The organism is Lichenibacterium minor (assembly GCF_004137685.1).
GTDB lineage: Bacteria > Pseudomonadota > Alphaproteobacteria > Rhizobiales > Beijerinckiaceae > Lichenihabitans > Lichenihabitans minor.
On record NZ_QYBB01000051.1, the window covers coordinates 1 to 15347 of the forward strand.

Annotated in this window: 11 protein-coding genes; all 11 read right to left on the reverse strand. The window is 66.7% G+C overall.

What is annotated here, in order from left to right; genetic code table 11:
* Positions 1 to 1049 precede the first annotated feature (1049 nt).
* Entirely contained in the window at positions 1050 to 1964 is a 915-nt protein-coding gene (locus tag D3273_RS23755) for a glycosyltransferase family 2 protein (protein ID WP_129229418.1), read from the reverse strand.
* A gap of 120 nt (positions 1965 to 2084) precedes the next feature.
* Positions 2085 to 2921 (reverse strand): hypothetical protein, encoded by an 837-nt coding sequence (locus D3273_RS23760; RefSeq protein ID WP_129229420.1) that lies wholly within the window; start codon positions 2919 to 2921, stop codon positions 2085 to 2087.
* A 219-nt stretch (positions 2922 to 3140) separates the two neighbouring features.
* On the reverse strand, positions 3141 to 4946 hold the full coding sequence (locus tag D3273_RS23765) for an oligosaccharide flippase family protein (protein WP_129229421.1): 1806 nt from the start codon (positions 4944 to 4946) through the stop codon (positions 3141 to 3143).
* Between the two features lie 48 nt (positions 4947 to 4994).
* Positions 4995 to 5858 carry a glycoside hydrolase family 16 protein gene (locus D3273_RS23770; protein ID WP_129229423.1) on the reverse strand — a complete coding sequence of 288 codons (864 nt, stop codon included), beginning with the start codon at positions 5856 to 5858 and terminating at the stop codon, positions 4995 to 4997.
* Positions 5855 to 7138, reverse strand: a complete 1284-nt coding sequence (locus D3273_RS23775) for a polysaccharide biosynthesis/export family protein (protein ID WP_165359649.1) — start codon at positions 7136 to 7138, stop codon at positions 5855 to 5857. The genes D3273_RS23770 and D3273_RS23775 overlap by 4 nt, the downstream gene beginning before the upstream one ends.
* Positions 7139 to 7199: 61 nt before the next feature.
* Positions 7200 to 8357: a glycosyltransferase gene (locus D3273_RS23780; protein ID WP_129229427.1), complete on the reverse strand. Its 1158-nt coding sequence runs from the start codon at positions 8355 to 8357 to the stop codon at positions 7200 to 7202.
* A 70-nt stretch (positions 8358 to 8427) separates the two neighbouring features.
* Positions 8428 to 10074, reverse strand: a complete 1647-nt coding sequence (locus D3273_RS23785) for a Wzz/FepE/Etk N-terminal domain-containing protein (protein WP_129229428.1) — start codon at positions 10072 to 10074, stop codon at positions 8428 to 8430.
* A gap of 31 nt (positions 10075 to 10105) precedes the next feature.
* Entirely contained in the window at positions 10106 to 12097 is a 1992-nt protein-coding gene (locus tag D3273_RS23790) for a glycosyltransferase (RefSeq protein WP_129229430.1), read from the reverse strand.
* The gene (locus D3273_RS23795) at positions 12094 to 13518 is read right to left on the reverse strand and encodes a hypothetical protein (protein WP_129229432.1); all 1425 of its coding nucleotides are present in this window, start codon (positions 13516 to 13518) and stop codon (positions 12094 to 12096) included. Before D3273_RS23795 ends, D3273_RS23790 begins: the two co-directional genes overlap by 4 nt.
* Positions 13519 to 13528: 10 nt before the next feature.
* Positions 13529 to 14503 carry a beta-1,6-N-acetylglucosaminyltransferase gene (locus tag D3273_RS23800; protein ID WP_165359650.1) on the reverse strand — a complete coding sequence of 325 codons (975 nt, stop codon included), beginning with the start codon at positions 14501 to 14503 and terminating at the stop codon, positions 13529 to 13531.
* Positions 14490 to 15347 (reverse strand): hypothetical protein, encoded by an 858-nt coding sequence (locus D3273_RS23805; protein ID WP_129229435.1) that lies wholly within the window; start codon positions 15345 to 15347, stop codon positions 14490 to 14492. The genes D3273_RS23800 and D3273_RS23805 overlap by 14 nt, the downstream gene beginning before the upstream one ends.

Consider the following 15347-nt stretch of genomic DNA (forward strand, 5'->3'; position numbering starts at 1 on the left):
GGCCACGGCTCGCATCACCTCGGATGCGAGCACCTTCAGCACCGTGCTGGGCACCATCGGCGCCTGACAGCCCTCAGCCGAACTGCGCACCCCTGGGTAGTTACGGCTAAAGGGCACGACCGCCCAGAAGCGCGACAAGATCGTCGCGACGTTGGCGTGAGATCCTCGTCCAGGCCAGCGGACTCGTCGTCGAGGAGCCTGACGAAGAAGAGCTCTGATACTGGATCTGCGAGACTATCTTGGAGGATAATTTGCGGGCCACCGAGCACACTGTTTCGCCAGTGGCCGGGCCCACGAAGGCCGTCACGTGGAGCTACTGGAAGCGATGGTGGCTCAGCGCAATCGGACGCCTTGCCCTCGGCTCCTACACAGCGCGCAGCACCGGCTTAAGGCCGATGCGGTGCTCCTCGATGCAGAACACCTTGACCAGCGTACCGGGGTGGGCAGCCGCCTCCTCGGCGACGACATCCGCCAACTTTTCCTAAACGCCGCGGCCTCTTCGGCCGTCGCGGACTTCAGGTTCTTCGCCCGAGGCCGCTGCAACGACCAGCCGAGCGCCTTCGCCGTTTCCCAGCCGCGCTGAGGCAGAACGCGCTCCAGCCTGAGATGCGCCGCCATCACGTCGGCCACCTTGCGGCTGGACCACAGCCCACCGTCGGGCGGCGGCTCCGCCAGTCTTCGCCGCACCGCGTCCAGCACCTCGGCCGTCAGCAGGCTCAGCTTGAGGCCGTTGCACCGCCACCCGTTGGCCAGGGCATCGGGGCCGGACGCGTTAGGGCGCTCCAACAATGATGGATCCAGCGCGGGCCTAAGGCTATCACCTTTGACGTCGCTTCAACCGTGTGGCCTTGCGCCAGAAGCCAGATCGCCTGCACGTGGCGCGCCTCGACCGGATCGGGGCAGCCCCTGAAACGCTGCTCCAAATCCGAAATGCTCAGGTGATCCGCGACGCACGGCATGGCACAGCCCTCCACCAGGGCAACCACCCTAAGCCTACCTCGGCCCAGTAGGGAATCCGCTCCCGTCGAGTCAATGTCGCGGATCTCGTATTACTCTCTTTTTAGGATTTCAAACTTCTTTCGGACTAAATCAATTGCTCGTAGAGCGATGAATGCCGGCGGTATCCGCCGAAGAAACTTTAAGGACTCAAGATATTTCCTGATCCGTACCGACTTTGCGAAACCATCATAGTCTATAGCATGCTGTCGTTTGCGTAAGATGGTCAGCGACGATGGACATCGCCGCTTCGCCGCCGTCATTATAATCCTATTCACTTGGGAAACCTGAAGGTTGAATGCCGTGCCATGCCCACCCGTTCTTACGGTATAGAGATAATCTGCATTGGTAGAGAACCCCATTTTGGCCCCCGACATTATACAATCGCAATAAAACAGAAAGTCCTCCGCACAGTAAATGTCATCTCTGTACCTTAGACCATTCTTGCAGAGGAAATCCTTCTTAATAATCGGTTTGCAGAAGCCAATGCCCATCGGCTGTGACCTCGGGATGTCAAGCGATACGAACGTCTCGAGTGTAACCGAAGCGCACGTCTGCAAATCCGTTGTCGCAAACGCTGATCCGAGGTCCAAGCCCGATTCGGACCGCAATCGAAGATTGTCGGCCAGCATATCGAGTTCACGGCGCTCCGCTTCTTCGACCATCTTGTTCAGCCGATCAGGAAAGAACTCGTCGTCTGCATCCAAAAGGGCGATCCACTCCCCCCGGCTCGCCGCGATCGCCTGGTTGCGTGCGGCCGAAACGCCGAGCGAGATCGGGTTGGAAATAACCCTCAACCGATCGTCACGTCGGCGCAATTGTTCGACAAGAGCACCTGTGCCGTCGGTGGATCCGTCATCAACGACGATAACTTCCAGCGTTACATCTGCTTGGTCGAGCGCCGAAATCGCCGCGTTAGCCAAGAAGCGTTCGGCATTCCTTGCAGGTATGATGACGGAAATTTTCATCGGAATCCATACATTCAAAAGGCTAGGTTCTGATCGACACGCAGCCCACCCATTCGGACTGACACCGAACGACGGGATCGTTGGTCACCGTGGACGAATCGCTGAAACTGCGGCGCGAGATTATCCGGCGTTGCACGGGTACCAAGCGGTGAATCGGTTCAAGCGTCCATACGTCTTTCGGACGACCTTGCTGACGGTATGGTTCCGTGTATTTGCGGTATGCATGCGCACTTGGCGTTTTTCGATCTGATCCTCGCTCAGAACCGGATGGTACAGCCGAGGCGCATACGGCCCCATGGCGGGAACATCGTCGATCTTGAACACCTTATCATACGTCCATGTACCCTCATCGTGGTATTGACCAGCCGTCGCATTGAAATCTGCGACCGACAGGTCACTGTTGGCCATGGTTGTTGATACAAAGGCTTCATCGTTAGGCCAGAGCCTACGTCGCAACCGTTGCCGTGATTGGTGGCGCCTTGTTTCCAGCAACAAACTTATAGCCGACGATGAGAAGCGACCCATCGGAAAAAAACATCTGAATGGCTCGACGTCACGGGCCTGCGCAGTTTTGCTCCACCACCAGTAGCGATCCGCAGGTTGCAACCTGGATGTGAGAAAATCCTCACGCCTCTCTCGCATGGTTTCGAAAAAAGCTCTAACATTTCCTGATATGCGGACATCATGTTCAATCAACCAGAACTGATTGACACCTGGATATTGAACCTGGGCAAGATACAACCCGTAATCGCCGCAGGACCACCCGAAATCGGCGGGCGCGTATACGCCGAGTCGCTCGACCTTCTCCCTCGTAATACTCACCTTTTCAGAAATAGACTTGACAACACCCCCACTTTCATCAATTAAATATGCAACGTCCAAAAGGCTAGCCGCTGATAGACTTTGAGCAAGCACGGCCAGTTGGTTCGACAGTTCGGTCGTTCGGATTAACAGCACAGCAGGCCTTCCTCATGGTTCGGTCGAACATCGACAATCCACCCGAACTAAGGGTTATAAAGACGATGCGGACAATGGCTCAATTCTACTTCACCGCAAGCCGAGCGGTTTTGTTTGGTCGCCCGGGAAGCCAGTCTGCAGAGCAACCGAGTCCCGAACCGAGCGAAATTAGCGGGCCGGGGCTCCATCGACCGGCCCGCCCTCTGGAGAGGTCCGAAGTTATGCCAAGCGCGATGAGATCGCGCGAGTGACGCTGGTCCAAAGCGTCAATGATCCGTCCACGAGTCGTTGGAGGCGGCGGGGTAGCAGGCGCCGGAGGAGCTCCTCCAGCATTAAGGGCACTAGCAGAGCCATCAGCCCAATATAAATCACGGGAGACGCGATCGTGAGCGCAACGATGCGGACTAGGTCGGATTGTTCCGAGGTCGCCCAAGCGAGGGTCCCGATCGAGGCCGCTGCGAGAGCAGTCGGCATCGCGAATAGGTCGCCGACGGCGCCCGCGCGCACACCGTAGTGGTGGAACACAAGCCAGCACATGCTAGGCCCCATGACGAAGTAGAAGGCCGCCACGCCGCAGGCCGCCCCCTTCGCAGCTCCCGCCCAGGCGCCGGCCAACACCAGCATAAAGAACAACGGCGCGAACGAGGCCGTGTAGACGAGCGCTCGCCGATATTCCCGATTGGCGCTCAGCAACGAGCCTGTGATCCACGTCACCGAATCAAAGGCGAGGCCGAGGCTTAGCACCTGGACGACCGGTACGGCCCCGGTCCATTTCGAGCCGAACATTAGATGCAGGCTCGGGCCGGCGATGGCCGCCTGCAGGCCGCACAGTGGCATGATGGCGTAGGACAGCAGCCGGGCCGTCGCTGCCGCCGCCGCCACTTGGCGGTCTCGATCGAGTTTGAGTTTGATCAGGACAGGAAACAGCACGCTATTAAAGTTGGCCGCCAGAATCCACAGTGGTTGCGCGGCGAGCTTGAATGCGAAGTAGTAGATGCCGACCTCGACGCGCGACGCGATAAGACCAAGTATAAGGTAGTCGCCTTGGGAAATTGCAGAGATGATCAGCCGTGTTAAAAAGACTGTTGTTCCACTTCCGAGCATATAGGCAAGTTGCTTTGGTCGGCAGCGTTTCAGGGCCGGGGGGCGAGCATAGGCCCAAAGCAGGACAATCTTTATAGCAGCAACAACGGGCCCAGGCACGACGAAGCTATAAGCGCCGGCACCCGTTAGAGCCAAGGCAACGGTGCCGACCTGAACGGCCGCCATTTCGCCAATGTTAAAGATCGAAATAGCCCGGAAGTTCATATCTACTCTGAGCATCACAGCCGGCACAGTCTGTAGGGCTCCGAGGGGCAACATCAAGCCCGCGCAGATCGCCAGCCCCATAATGCCGCTGGTTCCATAGAACGCGGCACCGACGGATGCCGACCCGATTGTCACGGCGCATCCCAGCGAAGATAGCCCCAGGCTGGACCAGAAGGCGGGTGCGGCCCAGAACCGGATCGTTCGCTCCCTCTGCAGCAGGACGTCCTCGACCCCGAAGTTTACGAGCGCGCTCGAAATGGTTGTAAGGGCATAGATGATGCCGATAAGGCCGAAGCTCGATGGATCGAGGATCCAGGCGAGAGCGAGCTGGCTCAGCACGCCGATCGTGCGCCCGCCGAGGCTCTGAAGGACGAGCCACAAGACCCCGCGGAGCGCCGCGCGCGCGAGGGCCGATCGTGGTGCCGCTGCCGTACCGACGTTCTCGCCTGATACATCTACGGTCCGCGCCATGTCGACCCCGATATCAGGTGGGACGCCGGCCAAGTCCGATCCGAAGCTAATCTCCACGCACGCGATGGCTTCGTCGAGACTTTTACACTCGCGATCGATTTCCCCTTCGCTGAACCTTCCCCTTTGCTCCCCCAGCTGCCGCAGCAGGGCATGTCTCGCGTTCGCATAAACGCGCTGGCGCGCTTCCATACTTTGATCGGCCATGCCAGTCACGGTGCGATCGAGGAGAGAATGATAGTCAGCCATGCGCAGCTTCTGGTGGAGTATGACGGAGTCGGAGCATATGTCAGAAGGTCAGGGCGGTCCGCTCATGTCACGATATGCGCGGATGCGGGCGATCCGCATCACCGCAGGCGAGTCTAACCCGTCGACCGCCCACCCACCGCCCAGAGCCAGATTAGCCAGCAGATACATGGGTTGGCGGAAGGCAGGAGGCGTCGCGACGTCGAGAAACTGGATATGGTCGAGATAGAATGTCATTCGATCGGGTCCGACGCGCACGCCGTAGTCATGATAGGCTTGAGTGAGCGAGCGGTCGGGAACGAGGACGACATGATCGTCGTTGACTCCGTCCTTGGATTTCCAGATATGCAGCGTAGTGTGGAAGCTGTCGCTGAATTTACCGTAGTATTCCATGACGTCGATCTCGGCCGAACCGTTCGACTTATCGGTGCCGACAAGCCAGAAAGCCGGCCAGGTCCCCGGACCTTCGGGCAGCTTGGCCCGCATCTCGAAATAGCCGTAGCGCTGGACGAACCCCTGCTGCCCCGCGCCGTCGCGATCGACCGAGCAGATCAGCCCCGAGCGCCAGTGACCATCGTCCTGTTTTAGGGCGGTGATGGTCAGGCCGTCGGGACCGAAGCCGAAGGGGCCGCCCGGCCCGGGGTCAGCGAAACGGGCCTCCCCGAAGTCGCCGTTCCAGGGTGTGTGGGCGATCCATCGCATGCCGGGAGCGTGCTGCGAGAAAGGTCCATGCGCGACCACGTCGGGCTTGGCAAAATCGTCCTCGAAGGTGATCTGGTAGCCGGACAGGTCGAGCGCCGGCCCGTCTGGCTTCACGTTCGGGGTGGAGGCGAGCACCCGGGCGCCCAGCGCGAGGCCCCCGACAGCGAGCAGAGCAACGAGCCCTGCTCCCCAGCGCGTCGCGGCGGCCCTCACCGGACTGCCCGCGACGCTGTGCGGGCATCGGTGGCGAGCGGGCCGGCATCGAGGCGAGGCGATAAAGGCAGTGACACACGTACGACGTCCCCGGGGCTGACTGGGTCGCTCTGGTTAGCCGCAACGATGCTGCCGTCCGCAGCCCGGACCACCGCATAGGTTGCGTTCGGCTCTTCGCCCACCTCGACGAGACCGGGCGCCGCCGTCTCGGCCTGCCGCACGAGCCCCCGCGCGGTTTGGGCGCGCTGGGCGTTGCCGTCGAGCTTTGCCCGTACGTCGCTCGCCTCCGACACGATGCCCGTCCTGAACTTGGCCCTGAGCTCGACGATGTCGCGGTCGGCTTGGCTGAGGTCCTGCTGCGCCTTGGAGCTGGCGATCTGTACGTCGAGCCGGCTGCTCTCGTAGGACGCGACGGTCTGCTCGGCGGCGAGCTGGCGCGGCATGGCGGTGATACCTCTGGTGACGAGGTCGGTCACCTGGGACAGGTCGCGGCGGGTCAGGTCGAGCTGGTGGTTCAGCGACGCGTCTTTGGCGGCCAGCGAATTGATCTCGGTGCGGATCACGGTCTTCGACTGCTCGATGGCGGTGACCTGCGTCTGCAGGGCGTCGCGCTCGGCGGCGAACAGGAGGTTTTCCTCGCGCATCGCCTGAGCCACCAAAGGGTCGGACGCGCGCTGGGCGAGGTCCTGCGGGTAGCTGACCGCGGGGGTGCCGGCGACCTCGGCGGCGAGCCGGGCCTGGCGGGCCAGGAGCGCATTGCGCTCGGCGTCGAGCACCCGCAGGTCGCCGCGGGCCTCGATGGCCTGGCGCTGGAAGGTTGCGAGGTCGGATCCGTCGGCGCGCACCAGCCCCTGCGCGGTGCTGACCGCCTGGAGCACGGTGAGCCCCGGCTGGAAGTCGTAGCGGCCCGGGCGCTGCACGGCGCCTAGCACGTAGAAGGGCCGGTACTTGACGACCTGCACGGAAGCGTCGGGCTTCTTCGACAACCCCACCTTGGACTGCAGCGCCCCGCCGATCTCGGTCGCGAGGTCGGCGGTGGACAGGCCCTGGGCTTTGAGCTCGCCGATCAGCGGCAGCGACACGGTGCCGTCCGCCCCCACGACGAACTCGCCGGTCAGCGCCACCCACTGATAGGGGTCGCCGTTGCGCAGGTCCCACACCTTGAGCATCAGATGGTCCTCAGGGCCGAGGCGGTAGGGCTGGGGCTCCGCGGCCGCGCCCCGCGCGCTCAGCGAAAGGGCGAGGGAAGCCGCGCAGGCCAGTGTGAACAAGCTTCGCATCATATTATCCATATGGGCGATGGTCTTCCCTGGATGTCTGCCAATGGGTATGCGGCAGCACTCAGACAAGAGGGGTCTGCTCTGAACGGATCGGATGAGCGCCGAAAGCGGCGGCCTCGCGGTTGCCCCGCCCCCCACGTGAAGCGGGGAAGCGCGTCGGTTTAGCCTTGTCGGTCGCGTCCTCGTAGATCGCAACCGTTTCGCGGCTCATCCGCTCCACCGTGATGTCGTCCGTGTCGCTCGCGGCCGCGGTGGCCAGCGCTTTTCGCTTGGGTTCGTCTTCGAGGAGGTCGAGCAACGCACCGGCCAGGGCGTCGGGGTCCGCCGGTGGCACGAGGACCCCCTTGGCCCCGTGCCAGAGGGCCTCCGGTATGCCGTCCACCTGCGTGGCCACGATGGCACATCCCATCTGCCGGGCTTCGCCAAGGACCAATGGGAAAGGGTCCTGAAGTGACGCGAGCGCGAAGATATCCGTCGAACCCAGCACCGATCTCGGGTCGTCGAGGTGCCCGACGAAGTGGATATTGTCGACGCTCCGCTGGCTTGCCGCCAAAGCCTCGTAGGCATTGCGCCTAGGACCCTCGCCCACGAGATAGAGATGCGCATCACTGCGCACCGCGAACACCCGGTCGAAGGCTTTGATCAGATGGGGAATGCCTTTCCTGTCGTGGAGGCCGGCCACCGTGGCGATGGCGGGCCGTCGCAGCGCCGCCTTCTCGGGAGGGGCGACAGGGCGACGGCCGCCTCCGATCGTGCCATTGCGCACGACGCGGAGCTTGCGCTCCGCGATGCCGCGGGCGGCCATCTGCGCCCGAACAGCTTCACTGACAGCGATGACACGATCGCCGACGCGCATCAGCACGGATTGCGGGTCGAAGGCGTTGTGGACGGTGGTCACCAGCTTGAAGCTCGACAACGGTCGGACCAACCTGGCTGCGAGGGCCGCCGCCACCATGTGGGCATTGACGATATCGGGGCGGAGCCGCCGCACGATGGGGAGCAAATCGCACGCCATGCGGAGGACTCGCAGGCCGCCCGCCGCATCGGCCACCTCATGATAGTGAACGCCGTGCGCGGCCAAAGCGGAGGTGAAGTCACAGCGACCGCTGATGAAGTGGACTTCGTGCCCAGTTCGCGCCTGTTCACAGGCGAGGTCCACCGCCACGGCGACATGGCCGTTCGCCGTATGGGCATGGTTGAGATAGTGGACGATCTTCATTCCGAACCTTGTCGTCTTAAAAAGTCAGGCGCGACACCCGCGCTGTTGCTGTTCCGGAGATGAGGCGCGCTCAACCGACGGCCCTGTTCAGGATGGTGCCTACCACGGTCGCGCCGGCCCGCGACAGGGCATTGACGGCGCGCTCGACATCGTCGGTCGTGGTGCGGCCGGCCTCGACCACGATGACGACGCCGTCGAGCCGCGCCGCCGCCGCCCGTGCATCCCCGCCGGACGCCAGCGCGGGCAGGTCGACGACAACGTCGCCCTGCGTCCGCCATCCTTCGACCAGACGCGGCAGGCCCGGGGCGCCGAGATACGCGTCGAAGCCGCCGGCGCCGCCCGCGGACCGCGCCGGCACGAGGCCGAGGTGCTCGTCGAAGCGGACCGTGTCGGGCGGTGTCGCGCCGGTTGGGTCGAGCAGGCTTTCCGTGAGGCTGCGCGCGACCGGGGTGCCGAGCGCCGTCAGGCCCCCATCGGCGCGGTGGATGTCGGCGTCGACCAGTGTGACGGGCGAGCCCGACAGGGCCACCACGCCGGCGAGGTTGGCGGCGACGAGGCTGCGCCCCGCGCCCTCGGCCCAGGACGTCACGCCGAGGGCGTGCCCGCGCTTGCCTTCGAGGGCGAGCAGGATTGAAGTCCGGGTGTCGCGCATCGCGGCGGCGAAGCGCCCGTCGGGCTCGCGGCGCGCGAGGCGCGCCATCTCGCCCAGGGGACGCTTGGCGAAGCCCTTGCGCCGCCGGATGTCGGGGATCGATCCCAGGCAAGGAAGACCGGTCGCCCGCTCGAGCTGGTCCGTGGATCGGACCCGACGGTCTAGACCGTTCAGCACTGCCACAGCGAAGAGGCCGAACAGAAGGCCGAAGACCGCCGCGAAGCCGACCACGAGCCCCGACTTAGGCGCCGAGCGGCCGAGCGGCTCCAGGGCGGCGCCGATCACGCGCGCGTCGGCGTCCGGCAGCAGCGTCGCTGGCACGGTGCCGGCCAGGATGCCGGCGTTGGCGACCCTGACCTCGTCGCCGAGAGCCTTCACGCGGCCTTGCAGGTATTCGGCGCCGTTTTGGGCGGCGGCGAGCTTGAATGACACCTGCTGGCCGAGGTAGCCCGACACGACTGCGTTGGCGAGGCGGCGCGCTTCCGTGGGGTCGCCCGACGTGTAGGCCACCTCGACGACGTAGGACTGGCCGATGCGGCGCGCGCCCACGCGGCCCGTGAAGGCGTCGAAGGCCGCGGCGTCGCGCGCGGCCTTATCGTCGACGGCGCTGTGGGGCGCGCGGAACAGCCCCGCGACCGCGTCAACGACTCGCGCCTTCAGACCGGGCGGGCCGGGGCGGAGACTCGGCGCGTCTGCAAGGTCAAGCGCGTCGAAGACGGAGGACAGCAGCCGCTCCGAGCGGATCACCTGGATCTGGCTTTCAGCAGCGGCGGAGTCGAGCACCGGCGGCAGCACGGCGGCGGCCGTCTCGCCCATCGGTGTCGCGGCCCGCTTCGGGTCCAGGATCATGGTGGCAGTGGCGGTGTAGGACGGCGGCGTAACGTGGAGGTACCAGGCCGCGGCGGCGAGGCACAGCAGTACCCAGGCGGCGAGGGGCACGGCGCGGCGGCGGGCGGCCGCGGCGACGCCCGCCATGATCACCATGGGACCCTCGTCAATCGCGGCCGAGGACGACGACGGGGGGACCGCCCGTTGGTCGAAGAAGCCGTTCTGATGCGTGTTCATGCGGGGTCGATCCCGGTTTGCCTGGCGGCCGTCATAGGGAAGCGGCCCGCTCGGGGTCGATCCGGCCGCGAGCCACGTCGAGCATGGCGCGCAGATTGCCCTTGAGTCGGCCGAAGCGGTCGACGTGGGGCTCGGGCCGGAAGCTGCCGACGAGGTTGCTGCCGATGTTGCGGGCGAGGTGGTCGGCGACGAGCGGCACCGTCATGGTGCCCTTGCGGTTCATGTAGAGGGGATTGACCACCTGCGAGTAGCCGAGGCGCTCGCCGCGGACCCGGCCGCCCTTGGCGCCCATGTGAACCCCACGGGCTGCCGCGATCTTGACCATACGGCCGCCGCCTTTGGCCAGCGCCGCCGCGAAGTCGCGGTCCTCGAGCCAGCCATACAGCACCAGCCGCTCGTCGAAGCGCTGGCCGCGGACCGCGGACGCGCGGAACGCCATGTTGCAGCCGTAGGGGCTGTAGGGCTCGATCGCGCCCCAGCCGGCCACGGGCGCGGGAGTCCGCACGATCGCCAGGGCGTCGGAGAAGGACAGGCCCGGCCCTTTCACGTCGTCGGCCAGCACGTCACCGGTCAGCGCCACAATGTCGGGCGCGTCGCGGAAGGCGCGGGCCACCGCTTCGATCCAACCGGGATCAGCCACGAAATCGTCGTCGAAGAACGCGATCGCTTCAGCATCAGGCGCCAGGGACGCGACGGCGTCGATCGCCGCGTTGCGCTGCGCGGCGAGGCCCGGGGATGCCGCGATGACGGACACGCCCGGGATCGCAGCACAGCCGCCGGCATCGGTTGGGTCGGCGCAGGACACCACCACCGCCAGCGGCGCGTGGGACTGGGTTTCGACGAGCAGGCGCACCGTTTCGGTGACGACCTCCGGCCGGCCCCGGGTCGCCACGGCAACCGCGACGCGGGGCAGCGGTGACATGGGAACGGCCGGCGCGGCGCGACGGCGCGGCGCGGCAAGCGGGTCGGCCATCAGGGCGCGATAACCCTCGGCGGTGCCGGCCCAGGAGAACAGCTTCACTCGCTCCCGGCCGCGCCCCGCCAGATCGACGCGCAGCGGCGTCGAGCCGAGCAGGGCGGCGACGTGGGCGAGCCACGCGTCGGGCGCGTCGGGCGCCGCCATCAGCGCCGCATCGCCGCAGATTTCCGGCATGCTGGCCCGATCCGATGACACCACGGGGCAGCCCCGCGCCATGGCTTCGACGATCGGCAGGCCGAAGCCTTCCGTGGTCGACGGGAAGGCGAGGCACAGCGCCCGGTCCATCAGCAGCGCGAGGTCATCGTCGCTCACCGTGCCGAGGCGAAGCACGTTGGGGGCGAGGGTTTCGGCCACGTCGGCGAAGATCGCGCCGCCGCCGCCCGCCACGAGGAGGTCGAGCCCCATGGCGTCGAGCGCCGGGGCCAGCCCCAGCAGCAGGCCGAGGTTCTTGTGCCGGGCGCGGCTGCCCAGCGCCAGCACGAAGGGGCGATCGAGCCCCGTGCCGGCGGGCAGGGCGGCGCGGGACGGATCCCACGACAGGGCGTGCTCGTGGCCGTTCGGCAGCACGGCGATGTCGCGCTCCGCCACCGGCAGGTGGGCGGCGATCTGGCGCGCCGCGTCATGCGACACGGTGGCGATCCGGGCCGAGCGGGCCGCGAGGACGGGCAGCAGCGACCGGTACAGGGCGCGAAAGGCGCGGCCGTAGCTGTCCGGGCTGCGGAACACGTTGGCGTCGTGGATGCACACGACCTGGTCGGCGCGGGCCGCCGGAGCCGTGTTGCACAGATTGAGGAGCCGTCCGGAACAGCGCAGCGGCAGCACCAACTGCTCCCAGGCATGGCCGGAGCCCGGCCCGACAGCACGATGATCGAAGGCCGCCAAGGCCGGCGCGGCCGTGCCGAGGGGCGTCAGTAAGGTTACAGCGGCACCGTCGCGTGCCAGGCTGGCATCGAGCGCCCCGACGACGCCGCGCGCGTATCGCTGCACGCCGGTGACGGGTTGGCCGAGGAAGCGACCGTTGACGGCGAAGGCGGGCGCTCTCATGCTAGGGACTCCCGGAGGGGTGCGGCGCGGATCGGAGGGTTGGGAAAGGCGGGCGCCCGGTGCGCGGCCCATGCCCGGCCCGTGCAGGCGAGCCCCGCAAATAGGTAGAACTGCAGGCCTAGGTCGACGAGCGCGCCCGAAATGCTCGCGGCGAGGAGGAGTCCCAGGCAGCCGTTGCGGGCCGCGACGCGGAGGTCGGTCTCTGGGTCGGTATCCCCGCCGGCTCGGGCCAGCGCCTGCCAGAAGAAGGCGGCGAAGAGGATCGCCCCTGGCAGGCCGAGGTTGGCCGGCACGGCGACGAGGAAGCTCGACGCCCGCACGCTGCCCAGACCAGCCCCAAACCCGTCCGTGTCGAAGAAGTTCTGCAGCGCGGCAGCATTCCACGACGCGCGCTCGAGGCCCGATTGGCTCATTGCCTTGTCGAATAGGAGGACGTCCAGGTAGTCGACTACGGTGGACGAGGCCGATGGGCTCAGCGCCACAGTGGCGACGACTAGGACGCCGATCAGCGGCACCCCCACTGCGAAGAGCGCGGCGACGCGGCTGCCACGCCCGCGGCCGATGCGGCGCAGCGCCGTCCAATATAGCAGGACGACGAGCAGCGGGCCGCCGACGAGCCCCGTCGAGGAGGTCGACAGCACGATCAGCACGAGCGAGGCGGCAGCTAGCGGCCCCGTGGCGGCCGGCCAGCGGCCGTGGAGCCACAGCGTGCCGGTGAAGCCGAGCGCGCCCAGCGTCGCGGTTGAGAAGGAGGCCGTCTCGGTGAATGAGCCGGCGATGCGCTTCATCCCGCTCGTCACCTCGTCGAGGTGCAGCGTGTATTGGGCGTTGCGGACGGGATCGAGCAGCGCGGCCGTGCCAGTGTAGTACGTGCCGATGTCGAGCAGCGCGAAGAGCACGTTGAGGGCCGCGTAGGCCACCATGGCCTTTGCGAGCGTGACGCCGCCGCCCCGGAGCGCGCCGCCCCCCACTGCAGTGATGAAGCAGGCGAGATCGGCCACAAGGTAAATTGTTTGGGTGAGGTTGCCGCCCACGGGGGCAAGCGGCGTCAGCATAATCGCGGTACCGACCTCGCTCGTGCCGATGGCGTTGATCGCGGTCGCGCCCGCGAAGATGCGCGGCAGCAAAATGGCGCCCGCCATCCCGAAGGCGGTGGCGAAGGCGAGGAAGAAGCCGGGACGCGGAAAGGCGAGCTCACCCAGCGCCGCCGCTAGCGCCCGCCGTCGGCACAGCACGGAGGGGACCACGAAGGCGAGGAGCAGGTGCGCCGGCTGGACCTGTCCGCCAGAGCCGAAAAATAGCGCTGCCGCGGCGCCGAGCAAGGACGCGGCAGCCAGCGCGAAAAGTCCGAAACGCGCGCCGAGCAGCAAGCATGCGAGCCCGACCACCAGGGTGACAAGGCCGATCGGCTGGACGCTCACCGGCCCCTCCTCAGGAGCACGCCACCGCGTCGAACCGATTGAGAGCGGCCGCGGAAGCGTTGGAGGAGCATCTTTGCGTGAAAAGCTTGTGCCTGCGGGTTGACAGGATGGCGTCAGCCTCCTCGGCGCTTCGCACCGGGACGTTCGGCGTCAGCGCGTGCACGTTCCCGTAATGGGACGGGCCGCCAATGCAGGTAACGTCGACGGAGAGTTCGATCGAGTCCGTCTCGGCGCCGAAGGGCGAGTTCTGCACTAGCACATGGAGAAAGATTTCGTCCGGCCTGGACGCGGGACGGACGAAGTCCACCAGCGTGCGGTTGCGCTTCGCCCGCTCGACACAGTGGATGGCACAGTCGCGCGTAATGACGACCCAGTTCGATCCCAGCGCGAAGGTGGTCCCCCGCGGCACCTGCCGCGGGAACAGGCGCAGGATTTTCTCCAGCGCGAAGAGCGGATTGGGCTGCGGGGTGAACGGATCCGCCCATTCGCGGAAATGCCGTCCGCGCAGCCGCCACAGCTGGCGGGGATCGCCGCTTTCCATCACGGCGAGCCGGCGGATGAACTGGCGGCCGGCGTTGTCGGCGAAGAAGTCCAGGATCTCGTCGTTGCCGGCGAGCGGGTAGTCGGCGCCCGAGACGACGACGATGTGGCTGCACTCGGGGCTCGTGCCCGCGATGGCCGCTTCGAGCGATGCCAGCGTCGATTCGACCTGGCTGAAGCCCGCCCACATGACCCTGATCCGCGGCTCGACGAAGTGCACGCGGTCGAGGTGCTGGACGGCGCGCCGGAACGGCTCCAGCGGCGCCTTGCCGTCGACGTGGACGAAGGCCGCGGCGCGCGGATCGTCGAGACGGCGCATGAGCCGGCCGAACAGGGCCGGATCCGAATGGGCGAGGACCACGTAGGCGACGCGCGCCTCGTCGACCCGCGCGGTGGGCGCGAGGCGGCGAACCGCCCCGCGGGCCGGTGCGTCAAGCGTGCTCAAGGGCATCTTTCCGGACGGACGTCCCGGGCCGGACTTCGCCGACCGCGGCCAGGCGCCGATGACGGCCCCGCCCGAAGGCGACCTTGGGGTCGCCGCCGGCGAACCGGCGCGCGGCGGCGTGGCGGAGGCGCGGCGCTTCCGCCGGGCCCATCATCGCCGCCAGGGTCCCGTCGCGGGAGCCCGCCGGATCGAGGACGGCATCGGTGAGGTATTCGGCCACGGCGAGCGGCATCAGCGCGGTGCGGCCCCGGTCGAGATGGCCGAGCCAGGCCGCCGTGCAGCCCCGATCCGGCGAGATCGCACTTTCGGGCCAAAGGTAGGCGGGATGGATCCCCGAACCGAACGCGAACCAGGCTTCGCCGTCTTCGGACCACACGGGATCGAGGCCGCGCTGGACGAGATCGAGCGTGGCGTCGAGGAAGGCGAGGAGCCTGCGCTCCGACGCGACGCGCTCGGGCGACGTCCGGAGGAGGCCTAGCTGGCGCAGGAGGCAGGCGACGGCCCGGTCGTCGGCGAACCAGGCCCGGTGCAGGGCGGCCGGGTCGACCCCCTCGGGAGTCCTCGACCGCATCTGGACGGCGGGCACCTCGGGATCGAGGCGCTTCAGCCGCCAGGCGCGCACCGCCACGCAGGCTTCAAGGTGCCGGAGCAGCGGATCCGCCAGCGGCCCGCCCGACGACAGCAGCCGGGGGAACACCATGGCGTATTCGTCGGGCGAGCAATCGGCCCAGTCCGTCAGCGAGCAGGCCGCGAGGAGGCCGTCCGTGGCGAAGCCGTCGCCCCAGAGCCGGTCCGCCGCAGCCGTCGGGCGCGGGCCCTTCCAGGGATCGCCGAGCCGCTCCAT

Coding starts and splice junctions, on each gene's coding strand:
- D3273_RS23765 (WP_129229421.1), bottom strand. CDS start 4,946: ATGGCTGACTATCATTCTCTCCTCGATCGCACCGTGACTGGCATGGCC.
- D3273_RS23780 (WP_129229427.1), bottom strand. CDS start 8,357: ATGAAGATCGTCCACTATCTCAACCATGCCCATACGGCGAACGGCCAT.
- D3273_RS23805 (WP_129229435.1), bottom strand. CDS start 15,347: ATGGAGCGGCTCGGCGATCCCTGGAAGGGCCCGCGCCCGACGGCTGCG.
- D3273_RS23785 (WP_129229428.1), bottom strand. CDS start 10,074: ATGAACACGCATCAGAACGGCTTCTTCGACCAACGGGCGGTCCCCCCG.
- D3273_RS23755 (WP_129229418.1), bottom strand. CDS start 1,964: ATGAAAATTTCCGTCATCATACCTGCAAGGAATGCCGAACGCTTCTTG.
- D3273_RS23775 (WP_165359649.1), bottom strand. CDS start 7,138: ATGCGAAGCTTGTTCACACTGGCCTGCGCGGCTTCCCTCGCCCTTTCG.
- D3273_RS23790 (WP_129229430.1), bottom strand. CDS start 12,097: ATGAGAGCGCCCGCCTTCGCCGTCAACGGTCGCTTCCTCGGCCAACCC.